We start from the raw sequence: 23,864 nt of genomic DNA, 5'->3' as shown, positions 1-23,864 counted from the left end.
CCCGCCGGTGCACAGCGTGCGGCCCGTAGACTGACCGGGTGGCAGAGCCGATCGCATTCACCAAGGGACACGGCACGGGCAACGACTTCGTGATCGTCCCGGACGACGAGGGCGTCCTCGACCTGTCGGCCGACCAGATCGCCGCGCTCTGCGACCGCCGCTTCGGCATCGGCGGCGACGGCATCCTGCGGGTCGTCCGCAGCGCCCGCATCCGTGAGGGCGAGGCGATGACGGATGCCGAGTGGTTCATGGACTACCGCAACGCCGACGGCTCCGCCGCCGAGATGTGCGGCAACGGCACGCGTGTCTTCGCGAAGTACCTCGTCGACACCGGTCGCGCCGACATCGACGCCGCACCGCTGCGCATCGGCACGCGCGCCGGCATCAAGACCCTCACCCGCAGCGACCTCGGGTTCGAGGTCGACCTCGGCGTCTTCGCCATCGACGGCGAGACCGTCGTCAAGGCGCGGGGACTCGACGTCGCCCGCCCCGGTCAAGGCGTCGATGTCGGCAACCCGCACGTCGTCGTGGCGCTCTCCAGCGCGGGTGAGCTCGAGGAGCTCGACCTCACGGTGCAGCCGTTGCTGCATCCGGAGCCGATCGCCGGGGCGAACGTGGAGTTCGTGGTGCCAGCCGATCCGCTCGTCAAGAACGGCGTCGGCAGCATCCGTATGCGGGTCTTCGAGCGCGGGGTGGGTGAGACGCTCTCCTGCGGCACGGGTGTCGCAGCAGCGGCGCTCGCCGTCCGCCATTGGGCCGGACCCGCGGCGCCCGATCGCTGGAGTGTCGAGGTGCCCGGCGGCATCCTCGGCGTCCGCATCGTCGCCGACGCCGACGGCGACCACGTGCTGCTGTCGGGTCCGGCGACCCTCGTCTACTCGGGCGAGGTACGCCTGGCCTGACGTGCGGTCGATCGCGGGCGAATCAGGGAAGTTCGATCGCGCCGGTCGGCACCGCGCCGTGCCGGCGCACCTTCAGCACCCGGAAGCCGCGTCCGGTCGCCGCACGCGTCACCGAGTATCCGTCGTCGAATGTCGCCGCCAGCCACCGCTGCAGGGAGTCGGACCCGAGGTTGCGCTGCACGACCAGCCATGCGTCGCTGCGTTCGTCCAAGCGCGGCAGCCACGTCTCCAGCAGACCGTGGAGCTCGTTCTTGCCGACGCGGATGGGGGGATTGGACCGGATGCCGCGGAAGCGGACGTCGCCCGGAACATCCTCGGGACGCACCGCGTTGATGTTGGTGAGACCCCACTCCTGCGCGTTTCGTCGCACCAGGTCGAGAGCGCGGTCGTTCACGTCCACCGCCCACACCGTGGCGTGCGGCGACTGCACGGCGAGGCTGAGCGCGATCGGCCCCCAGCCGCAGCCGAGGTCGAGCAGGTGGCCGCCCGGAGGGGGCGGCGGAGTATTCGCGAGTAGCACCGCCGTCCCGCCGTCGACGTGGTCGGGGCTGAACACCCCGCCCGCGGTCGTGACCTCGCCGGTGCGTCCGCCGAGGGACACACGGATGCGACGGAGGTTCTCGGCGCTGGACGGGGAGGCGCTGAAGTAGTGGTCACTCCCCATCCTGCGAGCGTACCGGAGCCACCGGCCTGTGCGGGAGGCTAGACTGCAAGGCTGACCTGGAAGGAATCCATGACCCACACCACCGAGACCACCGACGCGCACGGCGAGGACAAGCCGCTCGATCCGGTGGATCGCGTGCTGGCACGTGCCGAGGGCCGCTCCAGCGCGAGCGTCTTCGGTGCCGCCCAGGCGCTGCAGGACGCCGCGACCGTCGCCTATGGCGACACCGACGGCGATCAGTGGGACCGTGAGGAGCGCGCGGCGCTGCGCCGCGTGCCGGGTCTGTCCACGGAACTCGAAGACGTCACGGAGGTCGAGTACCGCCAGCTGCGGCTGGAGAACGTCGTGCTCGTCGGGGTGTACCCCCAGGGCTCGCAGGAAGACGCGGAGAACTCCCTGCGCGAGCTCGCCGCGCTCGCCGAGACCGCCGGTGCGGTCGTTCTCGACGGGGTGCTGCAGCGACGTCCGCACCCCGACCCGGCGACCTACATCGGCCGCGGCAAGGCGGCGGAGTTGCGCGACCTCGTCGCCGCGGTCGGCGCCGACACCGTCATCGCCGACACGGAGCTCGCTCCGAGCCAGCGTCGCGCGCTGGAGGACGTCGTCAAGGTCAAGGTCATCGACCGCACCACCGTCATCCTCGACATCTTCAGCCAGCACGCCAAGAGCCGCGAGGGTAAGGCGCAGGTCGAGCTCGCCCAGCTCGAGTACCTCCTGCCGCGTCTGCGCGGCTGGGGTGAGTCGATGAGCCGTCAGGCCGGTGGCCAGGTCGGTGCCGGAGGCGCCGGCATGGGCTCACGCGGACCGGGTGAGACCAAGATCGAGCTCGACCGCCGGCGCATCCGCACGAAGATGGCGCAGCTGCGCAGGCAGCTGCGCGACTTCGCCCCCGCTCGCGAGGCCAAGCGCAGCGAACGCAAGCGCAACACGATCCCGTCCGTCGCGATCGCCGGCTACACCAACGCCGGCAAGTCGAGCCTGCTCAACCGGCTCACGAGCGCCGGCGTGCTCGTGGAGAACGCGCTGTTCGCGACGCTGGACGCGACGGTGCGCCGTGCCCAAGCGGTCGACGGGCGCGTCTACACCCTGACCGACACGGTCGGCTTCGTGCGGAACCTGCCGCACCAGCTCGTCGAGGCGTTCCGCTCGACGCTGGAAGAGGTGGGCGACGCCGACGTGCTGGTACACGTCGTGGACGGCTCCCATCCCGACCCCGCGGCGCAGCTCGCGACCGTACGCGATGTGATGGGCGACGTGGGTGCGCGCTCGACGCGCGAGATCGTCGTCTTCAACAAGGCGGACCTCGTCGACGACGACACCCGACTGGTGCTGCGCGGTCTCGAGCCGAGCGCGCTGTTCGTGTCCTCGCGCACGGGCGAGGGCATCGATCAGCTGCGCACCGTCATCGAGGACGCCCTGCCGCTGCCGGCGGTCGAGGTGCGCGCACTCGTGCCGTATGAGCGTGGAGACCTCATCAACGCGGTGCACGAGTCGGGGCACATCGTCTCGACGGCCCACGAGGAGGGTGGTACCGCCGTGCACGCGCACGTCTCGGAGCGACTCGCGGCGGAGCTCGCACCCTACGCGCTCTGACGCACGCCTAGCCTGCCGTCAGCTCTATCGCCGGCACGCCGGGCGTCGGAAAGCCGAACACCTGGCCGAGGAAAGCGAGCTCGCTCTCCAGCGCGTGCACGACCGCCTCAGCGCCGCGGAACCCGTGTCCCTCGCCCTCGTAGAGCACGTAGGCGTGCGGGATGCCGCGCGCGGCGAGAGCGTCGCGGATCGCTTCGGCCTGCGACGGAGGCACGACCGCGTCATCCGCGCCCTGCAGCAGCAGCACGGGCACGCGGAACCCGTCGATATGCGTCAACGGGGAGCGCTCGATGTAGAGCTCCTCGGCATCCGGCAGGGGCCCGATGAGTCCGTCGAGATACCGTGACTCGAAATCGTGCGTATCGGCGGCCAGAGTGCGGGCGTCGCCGACGCCGTAGCGGGAGATGCCCGCGCGGAACACGTCGGTGCGCGCGAGCGCCGCGAGCACCGTCCAGCCGCCTGCCGATCCGCCCTTGATCGCCAGGCGGGCGCCATCGGCGGCGCCGGTGGCGGCAAGGCCGGAAGCGGCCGCCGCGACGTCCGCCACGTCGCCGACGCCCCACTGTCCGCGCAGGCGCTCCCGGTACGCGCGGCCGTACCCGGTCGAGCCGCCGTAGTTCACCTCCAGTACTCCGATGCCGCGACTCGTGAAGAACAGCGTCTTCGCATCGGCGACGCCGCCCTCGTGGCCTGTCGGACCGCCGTGCACCAGCACGAGATAGGGCGGACGTTCTGCGTCGGATGCCGCGACACGCGGATGGTGAGGGGGGTGCACGAACGCGTGCACCGTCCCCGTCGGACCCTCCACAGAGAACGGGCGCGTCGCGGGAAGCCACGCATCGAGATCCTCACCCGCGATCTCTGCACGGTGTCCGACGATGAGATCGACGTGCACCGTCGCCCCCGCCGCATCGAACTCCACCAGCCAGATGCCGCTCAGGCCCGGTGCCACGCCGGAGATCAGCGCCCGGTGGCCGACGACCGCCTCGACGGCGAGGGATGCGGTGGCGGGGATGTCGATCACGGTCTCGGTGCCCGCGGCATCCCGCCAGACGAGCTCGTCCGCGCCGTTCGTGCGGACAGCGATCACCCCGCCGTCGGACGTCGCACCGAACCAGCGGCTGCCGAGTGACCACAGCGGGCCCCCCGTGTCCGCATCGGCCGGGGCGAGAGGCGCCCGCGGCAGGTCGGCATCCAGGCGCAGGCTCCAGATGTTCCACCGACCGGTCGCGTCGTCCAGGTAGAGCAGGGCGTCCTCGTCGGTCCATTCGGGCTGGAGCGCTGCCGTGCTGCCGTCGGTCACGTCGGCCCACTCGACCACGGCGCCGTCCTCGAGGCGACCGATACGCAGCGTCGTGCGGTCCCACGGCATGTCGGGGTGATTCCAGGCCACCCACGCGAGCCGGTCCCCGCGCGGGGACAGTGCGGGTTGAGCCACGAAATCGCTGCCCGCGACCAGGTCGCTCGCTCCCGCACCGTCGAGGTCGATGCGCACGATCGCCCGCTCGCGGCCGGCGCGCTCGCGGATGCCGAGCAGCATCCCGCCGGTCGCGCGAAGTCCGCCGTAGCGGACATCCGCATCGTCCGTCAGGGGGCGAGGGTCAGAGCCGGGCTCCCGCACCCACACCTGCTGATCGCGGCGTTCGACGAAGAACAGCCGACCGGCATCGTCGACCGCCCACGACCCGCCGCCGTACTCGTGGACGCCGGATCGGGCGTTCCACGGCGCCGGCAGGACGAGGTGCACCGTGCCGGTCGCATCGCGCCGGAACACGGCCGTGCGGCCGGCCTCTTCGGCCACCGACTGCGCCCACCACACCTCGTCGCCCACGAGCGCGGCGCCGTCGATCCGGGGAGAAGCCGAAGAAGCCCAGGCTGCGGTGAACGGGGAGGGCCAGGATCCATAGGGGTGCACATCGACCATGGCTGCCACGCTACGCGTGTGCGACCTGCCACGTCGGCAGACACGTGCCGTCACACGCGGGTGAGGGAACGGCGCTGGCTCTACAGTGGGGCATCGAGGCCGCGGCCGACCGGCTGCAGGACCCCGACCCGAGAGGGAACCGAGCGATGATGTCCCACGAACCCCGCGTCGACGCTCCGGCGGTCGCCCGCGCGGCCTCGCGGCGGGTACCGTTCTCGTTCGAGATCTACCCTCCGCGCACCCCCGAGCAGCTGCCTGCTCTCTACGAGACCATTCGCGTGCTCGCCGCCGCCGGTCCGCGTTTCATCTCCGTGACGTTCGGCGCGGGGGGCTCGACGACCGACCGCTCGCTCACCGTGCTGACGCACATCCTCCGCGAGACGACCGTTCCGCCCGTCGCGCACGTGACCTGTGTCGGCAGCAGCTACGCCGAAGCCACGACGGTCATCCGCGAGTTCCTCGATGCCGGCATCACCCGCTTCCTGGCGCTGCGGGGCGACCCGCCCGTCGGTGTCGGCGAGGACGACATCGTGTTCGGCGATCTGGAGTCGGCCGCTCAGCTCGTGCAGCTGATCGGCCGGGTGCAGGCGGAGCGCTCGCCGTATCGCGAGCGTGAGATCCCGGGGCTTCCGGGAGCCGTGCAGGTCACCGACGGCGACCGCGTCCAGATCGCCGTCGCGGCGTTCCCGAACGGTCACCCGCGTTCGCGTCACCGCTACGAGGACATCGACGCACTTCTGGCCAAACAGGCCGCCGGGGCGACGTCCGCCCTGACACAGCTCTTCTTCCACGCCGACGAGTACCTCGACTTCGTCGAGCGCGCCCGCGCCGCCGGGGTCGTCATCCCGATCGTGCCCGGGATCATGCCCATCACCTCTCCGGGGCGACTGCGCCGAGTGCTCGAGCTCACCGGGGATGCGCGCCCCGACGCTCTCGCCGCGGCGCTCGAGTCGGCTCCGGATGCCGCCGCGCAGCGCGCCGTCGGCCTCGCCCATGCCGCCGACCTCGCGCGGTCCGTTGTCGCCGGCGGCGCCGACGGCATCCACCTCTACGCCTTCAACAACCACGACACCGTTCTGGGCGTGCTGCGCGCCGCAGAGCTGATCCCCGAAGCGAGCCCGTGACGCCGTCCGCTCAGTCGGAGGACTCGTCCGCCGCCGCGCGGCGAAGACCCCAACGACTCCACGCGCGGCGAAGAGCCGCCGCCCGCGCGGACTGACCGGCGAGCCACGCTCCGGCGGCGACGGCGAGAGCGATCGCCAGAGCTGCCCCGGCCGCGCCGACCGCCGCCGACACCAGCTGGTCGTAGACGGCGGCCGCCGCGGCCGGCGTGAGCGCCGTCCCGGTTGCGGCGGACGATACGGCCGCCCGGCCCGCCGCGGCCGCGATCAGCAGCGCTCCGAGGCCCGCCGCCGCCGCGAGCGCGGCCCGCCGAAGGGCGTCGAGGCGTCGCCGAGCGAGCGCGATCCCGGTGAGGAACAGGATCGCGGTGGCGACCGGCATCCACCATCCCGCCGTCAGGCCGAGCGCATACCCGGATCGAACGGCGGCGAGGGTGTCTCCGGAGCCGATGATCACGACGTGATCGACGGAGGGGATGAGCGTCGCCCACGCCACGCCCTGCGCGCTCAGATGTTCCTTCACGCCCGCCACCACGGCGCCGACCTGGATGCCGAGTCCGGCCTCGGTCTGCACCACGACGCCGGCGCCATCGGAGGTCGCGGCGAGTGTCAGCGCGCGGTGAGACTGCCGAAGAAGCTGGTCCCACAGTGCCCCGAAGCTGTCGGAGCGGATCGCACCGGCGATCGTGTCGTGCACGAGACCCTGCACGGCGGCGGCGGCGGGCGCTTGCAGCCGCCGCAATGCGTCTGCCGCCCGGTCGCCGACGCCCAGCCCGATGATGCCGTCGACGATCGAGCCGGTGAGGACCTCGGCGTCGAGCCTCGCGTCGACCGCGTCGGTGGATGCCGCGATCAGCGTGTCCTGGACGGCGGTCGAACGGGCCAGCGGCGCAAGCGTCGCGGTGAACGCGTCTTCGTCGACCAGCTGCACCCGCGCCCAGACGCTCAGGATGGACAACGGGAGGCAGACGACGGCCAGGACGATTGCGACGGCCGATGCGAGGGCGCGCGCCCGCGACATGATCAGATCGCGCGCAGGACGGCCACGACGCGACCGAGGACCACCGCGTCGTCGCCGAGGATGGGCTCGAAGGAGGAGTTGCGGGGGAGCAGCCACGTGTGGCCGTCCCGCTGCCGGAAGGTCTTCACCGTCGCTTCGCCGTCGAGCATCGCCGCGACGATGTCGCCGTTGTCCGCGGTCGGCTGCGATCTCACGACGACCCAGTCGCCGTCGCAGATGGCGGCGTCGATCATCGACTCGCCGCTGACCTTGAGCATGAACAGGTCGCCCTTGCCGACGAGCTGGCGGGGGAGGGGGAAGATCTCCTCGACCTGCTGGTCTGCCGTGATCGGCACGCCCGCCGCGATGCGCCCGACCAAGGGGACCAGTGCCGCATCGCCCACGGCCGGAGCGAGGTCGGCGGGATTCTCGGCGGCGGCACCCGGCAGATCGATGAGGACCTCCATCGCGCGCGTCTTGCCGGCGTCGCGGCGGAGGTAGCCGCTCAGCTCCAGCTGGTTGAGCTGGTGGGTGACGCTGGACAGCGACTTCAGGCCCACGGCATCGCCGATCTCGCGCATGCTCGGCGGGTAGCCGTGGCGCGCGATGGAGGTCTGGATCACCTCGAGGATCTTCAGCTGCTTGTCGCTGAGGCTCTTCCGCCTGCGTGTCTGAGGCTTCTCGGCCATGTCGCGCGCTCCTTCGATCGCGTCCCCGGAAGGCAGAGCCTTCGAATGTCGGAGGTTGGTGATGGGGTCGTCTTGTCGAAACCGTATCCGGTTTTCGCACGGTCGGACGGCACGCGTGCGCGTGTCGGATTCGATTCATCTGCGAGAACCGTATCGCTTGACACTCGAACACTATCGAAGATAGATTCGGAACAGAGATTCGCATCCGGCTCTCCCGGCCGAGAGGCGGATGCGAATCTCGACTCGAATCTTCGAGGTGACGCTCTCACCCCCGACGCCGCGGCGCGGGACACGTCTCAAGGAGGAACCCATGACCACGATCGACATCCTCGGCGCCTCGCCCCGCGGCCGTGTCATCGCGGCGGCCCCCGCCACCCGTCTGCGCCTGACGGTTCGTGGTCGCCGGGTGCTCGCCTTCCTCGCCTCCATCCCCGTCATCGTCGCGCTCGGTATCGGCATCGTGTCCGGCGGCGGCGCGCTGGCGTCCAATGAGGGATCCTCGGGAGTCACGTTCACCCACGTCACGGTTCAGCCGGGCGACACGCTCTGGTCGATCGCACGCGCGGTCGCACCTGACGTCGACCCGCGCGACGCCGTCGACGCGATCGTTCGACTCAACGCCTTGGACTCGGGCAGCCTCGACGCCGGACAGAGCATCGCGATCCCGGCCGAGTACTCCGCCGGCCACTGATCAGCCTCGTCCGCTCATCACGGCGACCTCTACGATGGTGAGGGTGAGCGTTCGACTCGATGACCTTCCCCTCAGAGACGACCTGCGCGGCCTGACGCCCTACGGCGCTCCCCAGGCTCCGCTGCCCGTCGCGCTGAACGTCAACGAAAACACGCATCCGGTGCCCGAAGCGGTCGCGGACGACATCCTCGACAGCATCGCCCGTGCGCTCCGGGAGGTGAACCGCTATCCGGATCGTGAGTTCACCGCCGTGCGGGAGGGCTTCGCGGACTACCTGGGTCATGGCCTGTCGGCCGCGCAGATCTGGGCGGCGAACGGATCCAATGAGGTTTTGCAGCACCTTCTGCAAGCGTTCGCCGGCCCCGGTCGGACGGCCTTCGGATTCGCGCCGACCTACTCGATGTACCCGCTGCTCACTCGTGCCACTGGCGCGACGTACGTGAGCGGGACGCGCGGAGTCGACTACACACTCGCCCCCGAAGACGCGTCCGCTCAGGTCGACCGGGCGCAGCCGGATGTCGTCTTCCTGTGCGCGCCGAACAACCCGACCGGAACGCCACTGGGACTCGACGTGATCGAGGCCGTCTATGACGCCGCACCCGGCATCGTGATCGTCGACGAGGCCTACCAGGAGTTCGCGCCCCGCGATTCTCGGTCGGCACTGACGCTGCTGCCCGATCGGCCGCGGCTGGTCGTGTCTCGCACGATGAGCAAGGCCTTCGCGTTCGCCGGCGCTCGCGTCGGCTACCTCGCGGCCGACCCCGCCGTCATCGATGCTCTGCGTCTGGTGCGGCTTCCCTACCACCTCAGTGCGCTGACGCAGGCGGCGGCATCGGCCGCGCTGCGTCACGCGCCGGCGATGCTCGCGATGGTCGACGAGATCGTCGCTCAGCGCGACCGTATCTCCGCGACACTCGACGCGCTGGGCTACCGCCCCTTCGAGAGCTGGACGAACTTCGTGCTCTTCTCCGGTGTGGAAGATCCTGCGGCGACGTGGCAGGGGCTCTACGACCGCGGCGTTCTGATCCGCGATGTCGGCATCGCCCACAGTCTGCGTGTCACCGCGGGCACCGCGGAGGAGTCGACGGCGTTCCTCGACGCGCTCGCCTCACTGGGCCCGGGCGGTTCCGGCGCGCACTGACGGTGAACGCCGGGGTAACACGCCGGGCCGGCGCGCGGGCTCTCGGTAGACTCGGCTCATGAGCACCCCGGCCCCCCGTACGGCATCCCTGCGACGCGCGACCAGCGAGTCCACGGTCGAACTCGATCTCGACCTCGACGGCACCGGGCACAGCAGCATCGACACCACGGTGCCGTTCTTCGACCACCTGCTCACGGCCTTCGCGAAGCACTCGCTCACCGATCTCACGGTGCGCGCCTCGGGAGACACCGACATCGATGCGCACCACACCGTCGAAGACACCGCGATCGTCCTGGGCCAGGCGATCCGCCAGGCGCTCGGCGACAAGAGCGGCATTTCGCGCTACGGGGATGCGCTCGTTCCCCTGGACGAGGCGCTGGCCCAGGCCGTCGTCGACATCAGCGGACGCCCCTATCTGGTCCACACCGGGGAGCCGGTCGGGTTCGAGCACCACCTCATCGGCGGCCACTTCACCGGTTCGCTCGTGCGTCACACGTTCGAAGCGCTCGCTTTCAATGCCGGTCTGACGATGCACGTCACGGTGCTCGGCGGACGGGACCCGCACCACATCGCCGAAGCCGAGTACAAAGCGTTCGCGCGGGCCTTCCGGCAGGCGAAGACGCTCGACCCCCTGGTCCACGGCATCCCCAGTACGAAGGGCGCCCTATGACCGACGCCACCGCAGGGCTCGAGGCCGGTACCCGCATCGAGGAGCGGCCTCTCGTGGCTGTGCTCGACTACGGGTCGGGCAATGTCCACTCCGCGGTGAAGGCCCTCGTCGCCGCGGGAGCCGATGCGCGGCTCACGGCCGATCGTGGCCTGATCCACGACGCCGCAGGTCTGGTCGTACCCGGCGTCGGAGCCTTCCGGGCCGTGATGGAGTCCCTGCGCGCCACGCGCGGCGACGAGATCATCGAACGTCGTCTCGCCGGAGGTCTGCCGGTGCTGGGCATCTGTGTCGGCATGCAGGTGATGTTCGAGCGCGGTGTGGAACGCGGTGACGACACCGAGGGGCTCGGCGAGTGGCCCGGCGCGGTCACCGAACTCGACGCGCCGGTGCTCCCGCACATGGGCTGGAACACGGTGCGGGTGGGCGAAGGCTCGACTCTTTTTCGCGGCCTGGAGGACGAACGGTTCTACTTCGTGCACTCCTACGCCGCCCAGCACTGGTCGCTCGAGGTCACGCGGCCGTTCCGTCAACCCGCCCTCACCTGGTGCGACTACGGCACGCCGTTCCTCGCCGCCGTCGAGAACGGGCCGCTGTCGGCGACGCAGTTCCATCCCGAGAAGAGCGGCGAGGCCGGCATCCGGCTTCTCGCGAACTGGATCTCCTCGCTTCCGCAGGACCTCACCCGCACCCGGTAGTAGTCTCTCTGCTTGTGTGTCCTCGTGTCCGCGCATGGCGGGCACTGAACCCTTCCTGGAGCCATGAACGATTTCGCGTCGACCCCCGAACTGATCCTCCTGCCCGCCGTCGACGTCGCCGACGGCAAGGCGGTACGTCTGACGCAGGGTGAGGCCGGCACCGAGACCAGCTACGGCGATCCCGTCGACGCGGCGTTGGCCTGGGCGCGCGACGGCGCCCAGTGGATCCACCTCGTGGATCTGGATGCCGCCTTCGGACGCGGCAACAACGCCGCCGTGCTGCGCAAAGTCATCAAGCAGCTCAAGGGCGTGCAGGTGGAGCTGTCCGGAGGAATCCGCGACGATGCGACCTTGGAGGCCGCCCTCGAGTCGGGGGCGAGCCGCATCAACCTCGGCACCGCGGCGCTGGAGAATCCCGAGTGGGCGGCGGATGTGATCGGCCGCTACGGCGACGCGATCGCGGTCGGACTCGACGTGCGTGGAACCACGCTCGCTGCGCGCGGGTGGACGCGCGACGGCGGCGACCTCTGGCAGGTGCTCCAGCGCCTCGAAGACGCCGGGTGCAGCCGTTACGTCGTCACCGACGTCACCAAGGACGGCACGCTGAAGGGCCCGAACCTCGAGCTGCTGCGCGAGGTCACCACCCGCACCGTCAAGCCGGTTGTCGCCTCGGGGGGCATCTCGAACCTCGACGACATCGCGGCCCTGCGAGAGCTCGTTCCGCTCGGCGTCGAAGGGGCCATCGTGGGTAAGGCACTCTATGCGGGGGCCTTCACCCTCGCCGAGGCGCTGGATGTCGCCGCAGGCTGAGAGTCCCGACGACGCCGCAGCCCACGCCTGCGCCGCGGATTCCGCAGGCGTGCCCTGGGAGGGGCGCTCCTTCGAGCCCAATCCGCACGCCGGCGACGACGGCTCTGCAGACCCTGCGCTGCTGTCGGCACTGCTGAGCTTCCGCCGGGGCGAGGGTGATGCTCGTGCGGTCGTCGACGCCTACCGCACGGCACGCCTGTTGATCCCGCTGGTCGCCGAGGCCGGCGATGTGGGCGTCGCCCCGTCCGGCCACACCGTCGACAAGACGCAGGAGCTGTCCATCGTGACGGTCGCTGCGCCCGACGGGCGGCGTGTGCTGCCCGTGTTCACGTCGGTGCGCACGATGGCGGCGTGGGATCCGAAAGCGCGACCGGTGCCGGCCGACGGCATCCGTACCGCCTTGGCCGCCGCTGCCGACGATACGGACCTGATCGTGATCGACCCGGCATCCGAGACCGAGTTCGTTCTGCGTCGCCCCGCGGTGTGGGCCCTCGGTCAGGGGCTCGCCTGGGAACCCGCTCACACCTCGCCGGAGGTCTATGCCGGGCTGCAGGATTCGATCGGCTCCGAGCTGGGCGTGCTCGACCTGTCGGTGGCGCCGGGGGATCCGCAGGCGCGTCTGCGCGGCCCGGAACTGATCGTCCGTCTGCAGCTCGTGGATGGGCTCGACCAGTCTCAGCTCGACGCCACCCTGCAGCGGCTGGCGGCGCGGTGGGCCGCCGATGATCGCATTGCGGTGCTGGTCGACTCGCTCACGGTCAAGCTCGTCCGCGGCTGAGCGCCGCGCCGGGTCTCACGTGACGGGTCCGGTCCACTTCTCGCCCGGGCCCTTGCCGATCGGGTCGGGGATGACCGAGGCCTCGCGGAACGCGAGCTGCAGCGAGCGCAGTCCATCGCGCAGTGACCGCGCGTGCATGTCGCTGATCTCCGGCGCTCCGGCCGTGATCAGCCCCGCCAGGGCGTTGATCAGCTTGCGTGCCTCGTCGAGATCCAGCTGCGTCTCGGGATCGTCCGCGAGACCGGTCTTGACGGCGGCTGCGCTCATGAGATGCACTGCGGCCGTCGTGATGACCTCCACCGCCGGCACGTCGGCGATGTCGCGGGTGGCGGCGGCGGAGGCACGCTCCTGTTCCTCCCATCGGGCGAGCCGTTCGGCCTCGTGACGGTCGGGGGAGGAAGGAATCGTGTCCACGTGCTGCTCTCTGCTAGACTGTGCGGGCGCCGGAGTGTTCTGCTCCGGAACGAAAGAGGATCACATCCCACCCGCGCTTGCCGCTCCAGGCTACCGGGTCACGCGCTCCGCCTCGTCCGTCGAGGTTGTCGCACCGAACAATCGGTGCGGGTGAGGGTGCAGGAACGAAGCCGACGTGCGCGTCGTGCGGGGTGGACGTGACGATCTTCCGCCCGAGACACATCCCTGTGTCCGGTGGCACCCACCCGTACGACTAAGGAGTTCCGCATCAGCGATCCCCGCACCAATGACCGCATTCGCGTTCCCGAGGTCCGCCTCGTCGGACCCGCGGGTGAGCAGGTCGGCGTCGTCCGCATCGAGGTCGCTCTGCGCCTCGCTCAGGAAGCAGATCTCGACCTCGTCGAGGTCGCCCCCAACTCGAAGCCGCCCGTGGTCAAGATCATGGACTACGGCAAGTTCAAGTACGAGGCGGCGCAGAAGGCGAAGGAAGCGCGTCGCAATCAGGCGAACACGGTTCTCAAAGAGGTCCGTTTCCGACTGAAGATCGAAGCGCACGACTACACGACCAAGCTCAAGCGTGCCGAAGGCTTTCTGCAGGCCGGTGACAAGGTCAAGGCCATGATCCTCTTCCGAGGCCGCGAGCAGTCGCGTCCGGAGCAGGGTGTGCGGCTGCTGCGCAAGTTCGCCGAGGACGTCGCCGAGTACGGAACCGTCGAGTCGAACCCCACGATCGACGGACGCAACATGGTCATGGTCATCGCCCCGCACAAGAACAAGTCCGAGGTGAAGACCGAGCAGAACGCCCAGCGTGCTGCGAACAAGGAGGCGGCGCGCCAGGCGCGCGGCACCACGGGCGCCGAGCCCGAGGCCGCCCCCGCCGCCGAGCCCGCTCCCGCGGAGTAAGGCCGCCGGCCGGAGGCGCAGCCTCTCGGCCCCCAGAGCTCCCGCCCCGCGGGAACCACAACGAAGGATAGAGACATGCCGAAGCAGAAGACCCACTCGGGTGCCAAGAAGCGCTTCAAGGTCACCGGTAGCGGGAAGATCAAGAAGCAGCAGGCGAACCTCCGCCACAACTTCGAAGGCAAGCCCACCAAGCGCACGCGCCGCCTGTCGGCCGACAAGATCCTGGCTCCCGGCGACGCGAAGGTCGCCAAGAAGCTCCTCGGCATCTGAGCGCTGACGCAGACGAGAAAGTAGAAGAAAATGGCTAGAGTCAAGCGGGCCGTCAACGCCCACAAGAAGCGTCGCGTCATCCTCGAGCGCGCATCCGGTTACCGCGGTCAGCGTTCGCGCCTGTACCGCAAGGCCAAGGAGCAGGTCACCCACTCGCTGGTCTACGCGTACCGTGACCGCCGCAAGCGCAAGGGCGACTTCCGCCGCCTGTGGATACAGCGCATCAACGCCGCGGCCCGTCAGAACGGCATCACCTACAACCGCTTCATCCAGGGCCTCGGCCTCGCGGGCGTGCAGGTCGACCGTCGCATGCTGGCCGAACTGGCCGTCAACGAGCCGGCCACCTTCGCCTCGCTCGTCGAGACCGCGAAGAAGGCGCTGCCGGCGGACGTGAACGCGCCCAAGGCGTAATCACTGCCCACACAGCACGAGACGGGGTGTCCTCCGAACGGGGGACGCCCCTTCTTCATTCCCTAGGATGAGATCGTGCTCGAAAATCCTCGTTCTCCCCGTGTGCGCGCCGTCGCCAAGCTGACCAAGCGCAGCGCCCGACAGGAGACCGGGCTGTTCCTGCTGGAGGGACCCCAGGCGGCCCGCGAGGCTCTCGCTTTCCGCCCCGACACCCTCGTCGAGCTCTTCGCCACGCCCACGGCGATGGAGCGTCATCAGGACATCCGGGATGCGGCCGGGGACGCGGGCCTGGACATCGTGTTCACGACCGAGGCGGTGCTGGACGCGATGGCCGACACGGTGACCCCGCAGGGGATCGTCGCCGTGGCGCGACAGTCGCCGACGTCGCTCAAAGACATCTTCGCCGCGTCGCCGAGTCTCATCGCGATCTGCGAAGAGGTACGCGACCCCGGCAACCTCGGCACCATCATCCGCGCCGCCGACGCCGCCGGTGCCGATGCCGTCGTGCTGACCGGACGTACGGTCGATCCCTACAACCCCAAGGTCGTGCGCGCCACGACCGGCTCGCTGTTCCACGTTCCCGTCGCCGTCGCCGCGGAGCTGGCGGCCACCGTCGAACGGGCACATGCCGCAGGCCTGCGCATCGTCGCCGCGGACGTCGGGGGAGAGGACTTCCTCGCCCGCCGAGACGTGCTCGCCGCACCCACGGCCTGGCTGTTCGGCAACGAGGCGCGGGGTCTGGACGACGATGCGCTGGCGCTCGCCGACCTTTCCCTGCGACTGCCGATCTACGGTCGCGCCGAGTCTCTGAATCTCGCCACCGCGGCGAGCGTCTGCCTGTACGAGACGGCGTTCGCGCAACGCGGCGATCGCTGACGCGAATTGTTCCGGGTCGGTTACGACTCGGTCAAGATCCTGTGTATAAGTTGGTCGCCTTCCACAGGGTCTGCCTAGGCTGGCCCGCATGTCTCATTCCAGCCCGGCTCCCGCGACGTCGAACATCACGGTCCGGCGGGGGGATCCCCTGGTCGTCGTCACCGGTGTCGAGAAGCACTACGGCGATTTCCATGCGCTGAAGAGCATCGATCTGACCGTCAACCGCGGCGAGGTCGTCGTCGTCATCGGCCCATCCGGCTCGGGCAAATCCACGCTGTGTCGCACCATCAACCGTCTGGAGACGATCACCAGCGGCACCATCACGATCGACGGCAAGGAACTACCGAAAGAGGGAAAGGCGCTCGCGGCTCTGCGTGCCGACGTGGGCATGGTTTTCCAGTCCTTCAACCTCTTCTCCCACCTCACGATCCTCGAGAACGTCACGCTCGGCCCCATCAAGGTCAAGAAGATGAAGAAGGCGGATGCCGAAGCCGAAGCCAAGGTGCTGCTGGAGCGCGTGGGCGTCGGGCATCAGGCGTCCAAGCTGCCGGGACAGCTTTCCGGCGGTCAGCAGCAGCGTGTCGCGATCGCCCGGGCGCTGGCGATGAAGCCCAAGGTCATGCTGTTCGACGAGCCCACCAGTGCGCTCGACCCGGAGATGATCAACGAGGTGCTCGACGTCATGGTCGGTCTCGCCCAGGACGGCATGACGATGATCGTCGTCACGCACGAGATGGGGTTCGCGCGTAAAGCGGCCGATCGGGTGGTCTTCATGGCCGACGGCCAGATCGTCGAGCAGGCACGCCCCGACCAGTTCTTCACGGCCCCCACGAGCGACCGGGCGAAGGACTTCCTCTCCAAGCTGATCACGCACTGACCGAGACGTCCGCGCCTCGCACCGGCGCGGTCAACGAGAGATGGATACGAAACAGGAGGATCACATGCTGAAGAAGAACAGAATCGCCGGCAGCATCGCGGGGATCGCCCTCGCCGCGCTCGCCCTCACCGCGTGCAACAGCGGTACGCCCGGCGCGGAGCCGGGCTCCACCGGCGGTGCCTCGGGTGCCGCCGAGAATCCCTGGACGGTCGCCACCGACGTGACGATCGAGGGCAGCCCCACCTTCGACAAGATCAAGAGCTCCGGCACCGTCACCGTCGGCGTCAAGGAGGACCAGCCGGGCCTGGGTTACCTGGACCCGGTGACCAACACGCGCAGCGGCTTCGACGTCGACATCGCGCGCTGGATCGCCGCCTCGCTCGGCGTCGCCGAGGACAAGATCCAGTTCCAGCCGATCGCCTCGGCCAACCGGGAACAGGCCCTCGTGAACGGTGACATCGACTACTACGTCGGCACCTACTCGATCACCGACAAGCGCAAGCAGCAGATCTCCTTCGCCGGTCCGTACTTCATCACCGGACAGGGCCTGCTGGTCGCGGCCGAAAACGACAAGATCACGGGCAAAGACTCTCTGACCGCGGACGACACCGTCTGCTCGGCTACCGGCTCGACCTCGATCCAGCGGATCAAGGATCAGACTCCCGCCAAGACCAAGGAGTACGACACCTACTCGGCGTGCGTCGAAGACCTCAAGAACGGTCAGGTCGACGCGGTCACGACCGATGAAGCGATCCTCATCGGGTACGCGGCCCAGGCTCCCGACAAGCTCAAGGTCGTCGGCGAACCGTTCAGCGAGGAGCGCTACGGCGTCGGCATCGCCAAGGGCGACACCGCGCTGCAGACGTTCATCAACACGATGTTCACCGACGGCGGGTCGACCTGGCAGGCGATCTTCGACAAGAACCTCGGCGCCTCCGGTGTGAAGGCGACGCAGCCCCCGGTCGACGCCGCGAGCTGAGCGGGGCCGGCGGCAGCGACGACCGCGCTGCCGCCGGCATCCGGCACCGAGACGACGACAACGAGAACGACGGAAGGCGGGGCGGTGGAGATCATCACCAACAACCTCGATCTGTGGGGTGAGGCGCTCAGAGGAACGATGGTGCTGTTCATCGGCGGTGGCATTCTCGCGCTGGTGCTCGGCTTCATCGTCGGTGCCATGCGCGTCTCGCCGATCCCCGCGGCGCGGGCGGTGGGCACGGTCTACGTCAACTGGATCCGCAACACGCCGCTGACCCTCGTCATGTTCTTCTTCGCGTTCTGCCTGCCGATCCTGCTGCGTGAGCGCATCGATGCGATCCTGCTGGCGACGCTCGCCCTCGGCGTCTACACGGCGACCTACGTCGCCGAGACGCTGCGTTCGGGGATCAATACGGTCCCGGTGGGGCAGGCTGAGGCCGCGCGCGCTCTCGGGCTCACTTTCGGTCAGGTGATGACGCTCGTCGTCCTGCCGCAGGCGACGCGCTCGGTCATCCCGCCCATGATGAGCGTGTTCATCGCCCTGCTGAAGAACACGACGGTCGCCGCCGGCTTCTCGGTGCTCAACCTCGGCTCCGTGCGCAGCAACCTCAGCGAGCGCGGCGAGAACCAGCTCGTGACACTTCTGTGGGTCATGGTCATCTTCGTCGCCCTCGTGCTGCTGCTCGCGTGGCTGCAACGGGCGATGGAGCGCAGATGGAAGGTCGCCCGATGAGTTCCGTCCTCTACGACGTCCCCGGGCCGAAGGCGATCGCCCGCAACCGGGTGCTCGGTGCGGTGACGATCGTCGTGATCGCGGCGGTGGCGGGATGGGTGCTCTGGCGCTTCGCCGCCACCGGTCAGTTCGCCGCCGACAAGTGGGAGATCTTCACCTACGGGACGATCTGGCAGCGTCTGCTCGACGGCGCCCTCGCGACGCTCGCCGCCTTCGCGGCCGCGGCGGCGGGTGCGCTCGCGCTGGGGTTGGTCCTCGCGATCGGGCGTCTGTCGGATCGTGCCTGGATACGCGTCCCCGTCGGCTGGGTGACCGAGGTTCTGCGCGCCATCCCGGTGCTCGTGTTCATGATGCTCCTCTATTACGGCCTCCCCGTCGTCGGCATCCGCATGGAGCCCTACTGGGCGGTCGTGATCGCCCTTGTCGCCTACAACGGCTCCGTGCTCGCCGAGGTCATCCGCGCCGGCGTCGAGTCGCTGCCGCGCGGCCAGAGCGAGGCGGGTTATGCGATCGGTCTGCGCAAGGCCGGGGTGCTGCGCCTCATCCTGCTGCCCCAGGCGATCCGGGCCATGATGCCCGTGATCGTCGCACAGCTGGTCGTCACCCTCAAGGACACGGCACTCGGCTTCATCATCACCTACCCGGAGCTGCTGTACGTCATCAAACTGCTCGGCTCGAACGCGGTGTACAGCTCGCCTCTCATACAGACGGCCATCGTCGGTGGCACGATCTACGTCGCCATGTGCCTGGCGTTGAGCTACGTCGCGTATCGCATCGAGCAGCGCACGAAGCGACGCCAACAGCAGCAGGCTGCAGAAGGGGGCGCGCTGCACCACCCGGTGGGCGCGACGACCGACACCCAGTTGATCGGTCTGCAGCAGTCGACCGATCGTGCCACGGGCAACGAGGGCGGCGGGCCCGGCCGTCTGCCGCGCCGACCGCACTGATCGGCGGGGATCAGCGCGGCGGGGATGGCTGCCCGCCCCCCGGTAGACTCCTCTCTTGTGTCTGACGCACCCGAGATCACTCCAGAGAACGTCGATGCCGCTGTGGCGGACGCGCTTTCCGCCATCGCCGCGGCAGGCTCCACGGTCGAGCTGAAGGCCGCTCGCGCCGCCCATGCCGCCGAAGGCTCGCCCCTGGCGCGACTGAACGCGCAGCTGCGCCACGTGCCGAACGATCAGAAGGCGGCGTTCGGCAAGCTGGTCGGCCAGGCCCGCGGTCGTCTCACGCAGGCACTCGCCGCCCGCGAGGAGGAGCTCGTGGCCGCGGAGTCCGCTGCCCAGCTCGAATCCGAGCGCGTCGACATCACCGCGGTCTCACCGCGAGCGCGTGTCGGGGCTCGGCATCCCGTGTCTCTTCTGCAGGAGGAGATCGCCGACCTGTTCGTCGGCATGGGATGGGAGATCGCCGAAGGGCCCGAGCTCGAGCACGAGTGGTACAACTTCGACGGCCTGAACTTCGACATCGATCACCCGGCGCGCCAGCTGCAGGACACGTTCTTCGTCGACCCGATCGCGCGGCACCTGGTGCTGCGCACCCAGACGAGCCCGGTGCAGATGCGATCGATGCTCGAACGCGACCTGCCCATCTACGTGCTCTCGCCCGGGCGGGTGTATCGCACCGACGAGTTCGACGCGACGCACCTGCCGGCCTTCCATCAGTTCGAGGGCCTCGTCGTCGACAAGGGCATCACGATGGCGAACCTCAAGGGCACGCTGGATCACGCGGCGAAGGTGCTCTTCGGCGCCGAGGCGAAGACGCGCTTTCGCACCAACTACTTCCCGTTCACCGAGCCGTCGGCCGAGCTCGACCTCTGGCACCCCACGTTCAAGGGCGGGCCGCGCTGGATCGAGTGGGGCGGCTGCGGAATGGTCAACCCGAACGTGCTGCGCGCGGCGGGGATCGACCCCGAGGTGTACTCGGGATTCGCGTTCGGAATGGGCATCGAGCGCACGCTCATGTTCCGCTCGGACGTGCAGGACATGCGCGACATGGCCGAAGGCGATGTCCGTTTCAGTGAGCAGTTCGGAATGGTGGTCTGATGCGCGTCCCTCTGTCGTGGCTGCGTGAGTACGTCGAGCTTCCCCAGGACGCCACAACCGACGACGTCTTCGCGGCGCTCGTGTCGGTGGGCTTCGAGGAGGAAGAGGCGATCGGCTTCGAGATCAGCGGACCGGTCGTGGTCGGCCAGGTGCTCTCGTTCGAGGCCGAGCCGCAGTCCAACGGCAAGACGATCCGCTGGTGCCAGGTGGATGTCGGCGCGGCGAACGGCGGCGTCCGCGGCATCGTCTGCGGCGCGTCCAACTTCGTCGAAGGCGACAAGGTCGTCGTGTCGCTGCCCGGCGCGGTCCTTCCGGGGCCGTTCCCGATCTCCGCACGCAAGACCTACGGGCACGTCTCGGACGGCATGATCGCCTCAGCGCGCGAGCTCGGGCTGGGTGACGAGCACAACGGCATCCTGCGGCTCGTCGAGCTGGGCCTCGATCCCGAGGTCGGCACCGACGCGATCGCCCTGCTGGGCCTCGATGACGTCGCCGTCGACGTCAACGTCACTCCGGACCGTGGCTACGCCCTGTCGATCCGCGGCATCGCCCGCGAGTACTCGCACGCGACCGGTGCCGCCTTCTCCGACCCCGCAGCCCACGCGTGGGACGACGTGCAGCCCGGCTCCGGGTTCGCGATCGTCGTCGACGACCGCGCGCCGCTGCGCGGCCGCGTCGGTGCCAGCGAGTTCGTCGCCCGCGTGATTCGCGGGGTCGACCCGACTCGGCCGACGCCGCCGTGGATGGTGGCCCGGTTGACCCTCGCCGGCATCCGCTCCCTCGGCATCCTCATCGACATCACCAACTACGTCATGCTCGAGCTCGGCAACCCCATCCACGGGTACGACCTCGACAAGCTCCAGGGCGGCATCACCGTCCGCCGCGCCGAGGAGGGCGAGAAGCTCACGACCCTCGACGGCAAAGAGCGCACGCTCAGCGCCGAGGATCTTCTCATCACCGACGATTCCGGCCCCATCGGCCTCGCGGGTGTGATGGGTGGCGGGACGACGGAGATGACGGATGCCACGCGCAACGTGCTCGTCGAAGCCGCGATCTTCGACACGGTCACGATCGCCCGTACGGCCCGCCGTCACAAGCTGCCCTCGGAGGCGTCGCGCCGTTTCGAGCGCGGCGTCGACCCGCTGCTGCCGTTCGTGGCCGCCCGCCGCGTCGCCGACCTCATGGTCGACCTCGCCGGCGGCACCCTCGACACCGAGCTCGGTGGCGCGCTGTTCGGCGAGGTCTTCGTCGCCGGCATCGAGCTGCCGCGTGCGTTCGTCCCCCAGCTGATCGGCGTCGACTACACGGATGCCGAGATCACGAGCGCCCTGGAGATGGTCGGCTGCGAGGTGCTGTCCGGCGAGGAGCTCGACGGCGGGGCCGACGGCTGGCACGTCATTGCGCCGACGTGGCGCCCCGACCTCACCGACAAGTGGACGCTGGCCGAGGAGGTGGCGCGCATCCACGGACTCGAGCGCATCCCGTCGGTGCTGCCGACGCCCCCGTCCGGGCGCGGCCTGACGCCGGTGCAGAAGGGTCGCCGGCGCGTGGCCAACGCGCTCGCCGCCGCCGGGTTCGTGGAGACGCCCTCGTTCCCGTTCTCCAGCGCCGAGGCGAACGCTCTGCACGGGTCGGCCTCGGGGGAGCCCGTGGCATCGGTCAAGCTCGCGAACCCGCTCGACGCTCAGGCGCCGTACCTGCGCCGTTCACTGATCCCGGGCCTGCTGCAGGTCGCGCACCGCAACCAGGCCCGCGGCTTCGGTGATCTCGCCCTGTTCGAGACGGGCCTCGTGTTCACGCCGGAAGAGGGCGTCACGTACGGCACCGACACCGTGCCGCCGCTGGCGATTCGTCCCGACGACGACACGCTCGCCGCGCTGAACGCCGCGCTGCCGCCGCAGCCGCGCCACGTCGCGGTTCTGCTCACGGGCGACATCGTTGCCAAGCAGCCCGGCCAGACCCCGATCCCGGTGGACCTGTCGGATGTGCTCGGCGCCGTCCAGACCATCGCCGCGGGGGCGGGAGTGCGCATCGAGGTCGCGCAGGGGCAGCGTGCGGCGCTGCACCCGGGCCGTGCCGGCATCCTGACGGTCGACGGCGAGGAGGTGGGCTACGTCGGTCAGGTGCTGCCGCAGGTGGCCGCCGATGCCGACCTACTGGGCGCGGTCTACGTCGCCGAACTCGATCTCGACCGCGTCCTGCGCCTCGCCGGCGCACCCGACGTGGCGCCCTCGCTGTCGGGATACCCGGCCGCGACGCAGGACGTCTCGCTCGTGGTCGCAGACGACGTCGTCGCGGGAGATGTCGAGTCGGCACTGCGCGAGGGCGCGGGCGCCTTGCTGGAGGCCGTTCGCCTCGTCGACGACTACCGGGGCAGCGGGCTCGTCGAGGGCACCAAGAGCCTCACGTTCGCGCTGCGGTTCCGGGCACCGGACCGCACGCTCACCGCTGCAGAAGCCACGGAGGCCAAGCTGGCCGGCGTGGCGGTGGCCGCCGAGCGTTTCGGGGCGAGCATCCGGGAGTAGTGCGGCCTCGGGGTCCGTTCACCGCGACCCCCAATGCCAGGCGGGAACGTCCATGAACCCTTGGCCGACGACGGCCGTGCCGTTCTGATCCTTGCGCAACTCGACGCGAGCCGTCGCCGGGAGTGCCTCGACCAGCTCCCGCGCGTGCGAGACGACGAGCACCTGCGTGTGCTGGGCGGCATGCTGGATCAGCCGGGCGAGGGGTGCGAGCAGCGACACATGCAGGCTCGCCTCCGGCTCGTTGAGCACCAGCAGCGGCGCGGGTCGCGCCGGCAGGAGGGCCGCGCACAACAGGAGATAGCGCAGCGTTCCGTCCGACAGTTCCGCCGCCTCCAGCGGGCGGAGCAGGCCGCTCTGGTGCAGGACCAGACGGAACAGGCCCTCGTTCGCCTGGACCTCCACGCGCGACCCCGGGAAGGCGTCGCGGACGGCCCGGTCCAGGGCGTCGCCGTGGCCGGCATCCACGATCGTCGCCCACGTGGCCGCCAGCGTCGCCCCGTCGTGCGACAGCGTCTGGGTGCGCGTCCCGACCTGCGGCCGGCGCGCGGGAGCCTCGGCATCCACGCGGAAATGGTCGTAGAAGCGCCACCCGCCCATCGTGCGCCGCAGCGACAGCAGCTCGGGCGCGGTATCGTCGTCGGCCAGGTCGGTCACGATGCTCTCGTAGGGCGCGAGACGCTGGTCGAGCTCGGTCCATCCGCCCTCGCGCACACGTGTGCTCTGTCGCCGCCGATCGATCAGCAGTGCGGCGGGTTTGGCCACCGGACCGGCGAAGACCTGCTCGCGCTTGATCTCCGGGTCGCGGGCGAACGGGTTGGCGACGGAAGGGTCGGACTGCGGGATGCCGAGGTCGATGAGGTAGCCGAGCTCGTCGGAGGAGAACCCCAGCCTGAGGGCGATCGGGCCACGGCGCACCGTGCCCTGAGTGCCGCCGTTCTCCGGACCCGCCCACAAGACGGACGGCAGTCCTCCCTCGCGCGCCACGGCACCGATCACCTCGCCACGCGCTGCGGCGGCGAGAAGCCGCAGTGCGCGGTAGAGGTTGGACTTGCCCGACCCGTTGGGGCCGGTGATGACGGTGAGCCCACCCAGAGGCACCACGACATCCCGGAGGGAGCGGTAACCGGCGACGGCGAGGGTCTGCAGCATGCGGT

General features: G+C 69.8%; 25 protein-coding genes. 19 read left to right on the top strand and 6 right to left on the bottom strand.

The features are described from left to right. Positions 1 to 38 precede the first annotated feature (38 nt). Entirely contained in the window at positions 39 to 902 is an 864-nt protein-coding gene (dapF, locus tag DEU37_RS09800; protein ID WP_121190526.1) for a diaminopimelate epimerase, read from the top strand. Between the two features lie 22 nt (positions 903 to 924). Here dapF and DEU37_RS09795 read toward each other — a convergent pair whose 3' ends face one another. Further along, a complete protein-coding gene (locus DEU37_RS09795; protein ID WP_005048876.1) occupies positions 925 to 1,566 on the bottom strand; it encodes a class I SAM-dependent methyltransferase in 642 nt (213 codons plus the stop codon). 69 nt (positions 1,567 to 1,635) lie between these two features. Here DEU37_RS09795 and hflX point away from each other — a divergent pair, with 69 nt between their 5' ends. Further along, a complete protein-coding gene (gene hflX / locus DEU37_RS09790; RefSeq protein ID WP_121190525.1) occupies positions 1,636 to 3,159 on the top strand; it encodes a GTPase HflX in 1,524 nt (507 codons plus the stop codon). A gap of 7 nt (positions 3,160 to 3,166) precedes the next feature. Here the strand turns inward: hflX and DEU37_RS09785 are convergent, their stop codons facing one another. Continuing rightward, positions 3,167 to 5,083, bottom strand: coding sequence for a prolyl oligopeptidase family serine peptidase (locus DEU37_RS09785; protein WP_121190524.1), 1,917 nt, complete (start codon positions 5,081 to 5,083; stop codon positions 3,167 to 3,169). 149 nt (positions 5,084 to 5,232) lie between these two features. Here DEU37_RS09785 and DEU37_RS09780 point away from each other — a divergent pair, with 149 nt between their 5' ends. Next, on the top strand, positions 5,233 to 6,207 hold the full coding sequence (locus DEU37_RS09780; RefSeq protein WP_259457241.1) for a methylenetetrahydrofolate reductase: 975 nt from the start codon (positions 5,233 to 5,235) through the stop codon (positions 6,205 to 6,207). Positions 6,208 to 6,217: 10 nt separating this feature from the next. Here the strand turns inward: DEU37_RS09780 and DEU37_RS09775 are convergent, their stop codons facing one another. Then, the gene (locus tag DEU37_RS09775; RefSeq protein ID WP_121190523.1) at positions 6,218 to 7,225 is read right to left on the bottom strand and encodes a hypothetical protein; all 1,008 of its coding nucleotides are present in this window, start codon (positions 7,223 to 7,225) and stop codon (positions 6,218 to 6,220) included. A gap of 2 nt (positions 7,226 to 7,227) precedes the next feature. Beyond that, positions 7,228 to 7,893, bottom strand: coding sequence for a transcriptional repressor LexA (lexA, locus tag DEU37_RS09770; protein ID WP_005048887.1), 666 nt, complete (start codon positions 7,891 to 7,893; stop codon positions 7,228 to 7,230). A gap of 310 nt (positions 7,894 to 8,203) precedes the next feature. Here lexA and DEU37_RS09765 point away from each other — a divergent pair, with 310 nt between their 5' ends. The 6 genes from DEU37_RS09765 to DEU37_RS09740 all read left to right on the top strand — a co-directional run bounded on the left by DEU37_RS09765 (position 8,204) and on the right by DEU37_RS09740 (position 12,678). After that, positions 8,204 to 8,584: a LysM peptidoglycan-binding domain-containing protein gene (locus DEU37_RS09765; RefSeq protein WP_016463242.1), complete on the top strand. Its 381-nt coding sequence runs from the start codon at positions 8,204 to 8,206 to the stop codon at positions 8,582 to 8,584. 34 nt (positions 8,585 to 8,618) lie between these two features. Next, positions 8,619 to 9,725: a histidinol-phosphate transaminase gene (locus DEU37_RS09760; protein WP_121190522.1), complete on the top strand. Its 1,107-nt coding sequence runs from the start codon at positions 8,619 to 8,621 to the stop codon at positions 9,723 to 9,725. Positions 9,726 to 9,783: 58 nt separating this feature from the next. Next, positions 9,784 to 10,395 (top strand): imidazoleglycerol-phosphate dehydratase HisB, encoded by a 612-nt coding sequence (gene hisB, locus DEU37_RS09755; RefSeq protein WP_121190521.1) that lies wholly within the window; start codon positions 9,784 to 9,786, stop codon positions 10,393 to 10,395. After that, positions 10,392 to 11,090: an imidazole glycerol phosphate synthase subunit HisH gene (gene hisH, locus DEU37_RS09750; protein WP_121190520.1), complete on the top strand. Its 699-nt coding sequence runs from the start codon at positions 10,392 to 10,394 to the stop codon at positions 11,088 to 11,090. The genes hisB and hisH overlap by 4 nt, the downstream gene beginning before the upstream one ends. Before the next feature lie 63 nt (positions 11,091 to 11,153). Next, positions 11,154 to 11,900 carry a bifunctional 1-(5-phosphoribosyl)-5-((5-phosphoribosylamino)methylideneamino)imidazole-4-carboxamide isomerase/phosphoribosylanthranilate isomerase PriA gene (priA, locus tag DEU37_RS09745; protein WP_121190519.1) on the top strand — a complete coding sequence of 249 codons (747 nt, stop codon included), beginning with the start codon at positions 11,154 to 11,156 and terminating at the stop codon, positions 11,898 to 11,900. Continuing rightward, positions 11,884 to 12,678 (top strand): SseB family protein, encoded by a 795-nt coding sequence (locus DEU37_RS09740; RefSeq protein ID WP_121190518.1) that lies wholly within the window; start codon positions 11,884 to 11,886, stop codon positions 12,676 to 12,678. The genes priA and DEU37_RS09740 overlap by 17 nt, the downstream gene beginning before the upstream one ends. Positions 12,679 to 12,693: 15 nt before the next feature. Here DEU37_RS09740 and DEU37_RS09735 read toward each other — a convergent pair whose 3' ends face one another. Next, the gene (locus DEU37_RS09735; RefSeq protein WP_061682104.1) at positions 12,694 to 13,092 is read right to left on the bottom strand and encodes a DUF1844 domain-containing protein; all 399 of its coding nucleotides are present in this window, start codon (positions 13,090 to 13,092) and stop codon (positions 12,694 to 12,696) included. 234 nt (positions 13,093 to 13,326) lie between these two features. Between DEU37_RS09735 and infC the strand changes: the two genes are divergently transcribed. From infC to pheT, 10 genes are all read left to right on the top strand, one after another. Next, positions 13,327 to 13,995, top strand: a complete 669-nt coding sequence (gene infC, locus DEU37_RS09730) for a translation initiation factor IF-3 (protein WP_005048905.1) — start codon at positions 13,327 to 13,329, stop codon at positions 13,993 to 13,995. 75 nt (positions 13,996 to 14,070) lie between these two features. After that, a complete protein-coding gene (gene rpmI, locus DEU37_RS09725; protein ID WP_005048908.1) occupies positions 14,071 to 14,265 on the top strand; it encodes a 50S ribosomal protein L35 in 195 nt (64 codons plus the stop codon). Between the two features lie 30 nt (positions 14,266 to 14,295). After that, entirely contained in the window at positions 14,296 to 14,676 is a 381-nt protein-coding gene (gene rplT, locus DEU37_RS09720) for a 50S ribosomal protein L20 (protein ID WP_005048911.1), read from the top strand. Positions 14,677 to 14,751: 75 nt separating this feature from the next. Further along, positions 14,752 to 15,552 (top strand): RNA methyltransferase, encoded by an 801-nt coding sequence (locus DEU37_RS09715; protein ID WP_061682103.1) that lies wholly within the window; start codon positions 14,752 to 14,754, stop codon positions 15,550 to 15,552. Positions 15,553 to 15,700: 148 nt separating this feature from the next. Further along, positions 15,701 to 16,429 (top strand): amino acid ABC transporter ATP-binding protein, encoded by a 729-nt coding sequence (locus DEU37_RS09710; protein WP_183043660.1) that lies wholly within the window; start codon positions 15,701 to 15,703, stop codon positions 16,427 to 16,429. 64 nt (positions 16,430 to 16,493) lie between these two features. Then, positions 16,494 to 17,408: a glutamate ABC transporter substrate-binding protein gene (locus DEU37_RS09705; RefSeq protein WP_121190727.1), complete on the top strand. Its 915-nt coding sequence runs from the start codon at positions 16,494 to 16,496 to the stop codon at positions 17,406 to 17,408. A gap of 84 nt (positions 17,409 to 17,492) precedes the next feature. Beyond that, positions 17,493 to 18,140: an amino acid ABC transporter permease gene (locus DEU37_RS09700; protein WP_121190517.1), complete on the top strand. Its 648-nt coding sequence runs from the start codon at positions 17,493 to 17,495 to the stop codon at positions 18,138 to 18,140. Further along, a complete protein-coding gene (locus DEU37_RS09695) occupies positions 18,137 to 19,087 on the top strand; it encodes an amino acid ABC transporter permease (protein WP_259457240.1) in 951 nt (316 codons plus the stop codon). Before DEU37_RS09700 ends, DEU37_RS09695 begins: the two co-directional genes overlap by 4 nt. 57 nt (positions 19,088 to 19,144) lie before the next feature. Next, on the top strand, positions 19,145 to 20,185 hold the full coding sequence (gene pheS / locus DEU37_RS09690) for a phenylalanine--tRNA ligase subunit alpha (protein ID WP_121190515.1): 1,041 nt from the start codon (positions 19,145 to 19,147) through the stop codon (positions 20,183 to 20,185). Next, positions 20,185 to 22,710 carry a phenylalanine--tRNA ligase subunit beta gene (gene pheT / locus DEU37_RS09685; protein ID WP_121190514.1) on the top strand — a complete coding sequence of 842 codons (2,526 nt, stop codon included), beginning with the start codon at positions 20,185 to 20,187 and terminating at the stop codon, positions 22,708 to 22,710. The genes pheS and pheT overlap by 1 nt, the downstream gene beginning before the upstream one ends. An 18-nt stretch (positions 22,711 to 22,728) precedes the next feature. Here the strand turns inward: pheT and DEU37_RS09680 are convergent, their stop codons facing one another. Beyond that, entirely contained in the window at positions 22,729 to 23,859 is a 1,131-nt protein-coding gene (locus DEU37_RS09680; protein WP_121190513.1) for an AAA family ATPase, read from the bottom strand. Between the last annotated feature and the right edge of the window lie 5 nt (positions 23,860 to 23,864).

The sequence above is a fragment of the Microbacterium sp. AG790 genome, from assembly GCF_003634765.1.
GTDB lineage: Bacteria > Actinomycetota > Actinomycetes > Actinomycetales > Microbacteriaceae > Microbacterium.
This window is presented reverse-complemented; position numbering and strand designations above follow the sequence as displayed.

Excerpts from the sequence above, each read along its gene's own strand:
- DEU37_RS09780 (WP_259457241.1), top strand. The coding sequence starts at position 5,233 with ATGTCCCACGAACCCCGCGTCGACGCTCCGGCGGTCGCCCGCGCGGCC.
- DEU37_RS09765 (WP_016463242.1), top strand. The coding sequence starts at position 8,204 with ATGACCACGATCGACATCCTCGGCGCCTCGCCCCGCGGCCGTGTCATC.
- pheT (WP_121190514.1), top strand. The coding sequence starts at position 20,185 with ATGCGCGTCCCTCTGTCGTGGCTGCGTGAGTACGTCGAGCTTCCCCAG.
- hisB (WP_121190521.1), top strand. The coding sequence starts at position 9,784 with ATGAGCACCCCGGCCCCCCGTACGGCATCCCTGCGACGCGCGACCAGC.
- DEU37_RS09695 (WP_259457240.1), top strand. The coding sequence starts at position 18,137 with ATGAGTTCCGTCCTCTACGACGTCCCCGGGCCGAAGGCGATCGCCCGC.
- DEU37_RS09795 (WP_005048876.1), bottom strand. The coding sequence starts at position 1,566 with ATGGGGAGTGACCACTACTTCAGCGCCTCCCCGTCCAGCGCCGAGAAC.
- rpmI (WP_005048908.1), top strand. The coding sequence starts at position 14,071 with ATGCCGAAGCAGAAGACCCACTCGGGTGCCAAGAAGCGCTTCAAGGTC.
- lexA (WP_005048887.1), bottom strand. The coding sequence starts at position 7,893 with ATGGCCGAGAAGCCTCAGACACGCAGGCGGAAGAGCCTCAGCGACAAG.
- DEU37_RS09775 (WP_121190523.1), bottom strand. The coding sequence starts at position 7,225 with ATGTCGCGGGCGCGCGCCCTCGCATCGGCCGTCGCAATCGTCCTGGCC.
- hisH (WP_121190520.1), top strand. The coding sequence starts at position 10,392 with ATGACCGACGCCACCGCAGGGCTCGAGGCCGGTACCCGCATCGAGGAG.
- priA (WP_121190519.1), top strand. The coding sequence starts at position 11,154 with ATGAACGATTTCGCGTCGACCCCCGAACTGATCCTCCTGCCCGCCGTC.
- hflX (WP_121190525.1), top strand. The coding sequence starts at position 1,636 with ATGACCCACACCACCGAGACCACCGACGCGCACGGCGAGGACAAGCCG.
- DEU37_RS09705 (WP_121190727.1), top strand. The coding sequence starts at position 16,494 with ATGCTGAAGAAGAACAGAATCGCCGGCAGCATCGCGGGGATCGCCCTC.
- DEU37_RS09785 (WP_121190524.1), bottom strand. The coding sequence starts at position 5,083 with ATGGTCGATGTGCACCCCTATGGATCCTGGCCCTCCCCGTTCACCGCA.
- DEU37_RS09740 (WP_121190518.1), top strand. The coding sequence starts at position 11,884 with ATGTCGCCGCAGGCTGAGAGTCCCGACGACGCCGCAGCCCACGCCTGC.
- rplT (WP_005048911.1), top strand. The coding sequence starts at position 14,296 with ATGGCTAGAGTCAAGCGGGCCGTCAACGCCCACAAGAAGCGTCGCGTC.
- DEU37_RS09760 (WP_121190522.1), top strand. The coding sequence starts at position 8,619 with ATGGTGAGGGTGAGCGTTCGACTCGATGACCTTCCCCTCAGAGACGAC.
- DEU37_RS09680 (WP_121190513.1), bottom strand. The coding sequence starts at position 23,859 with ATGCTGCAGACCCTCGCCGTCGCCGGTTACCGCTCCCTCCGGGATGTC.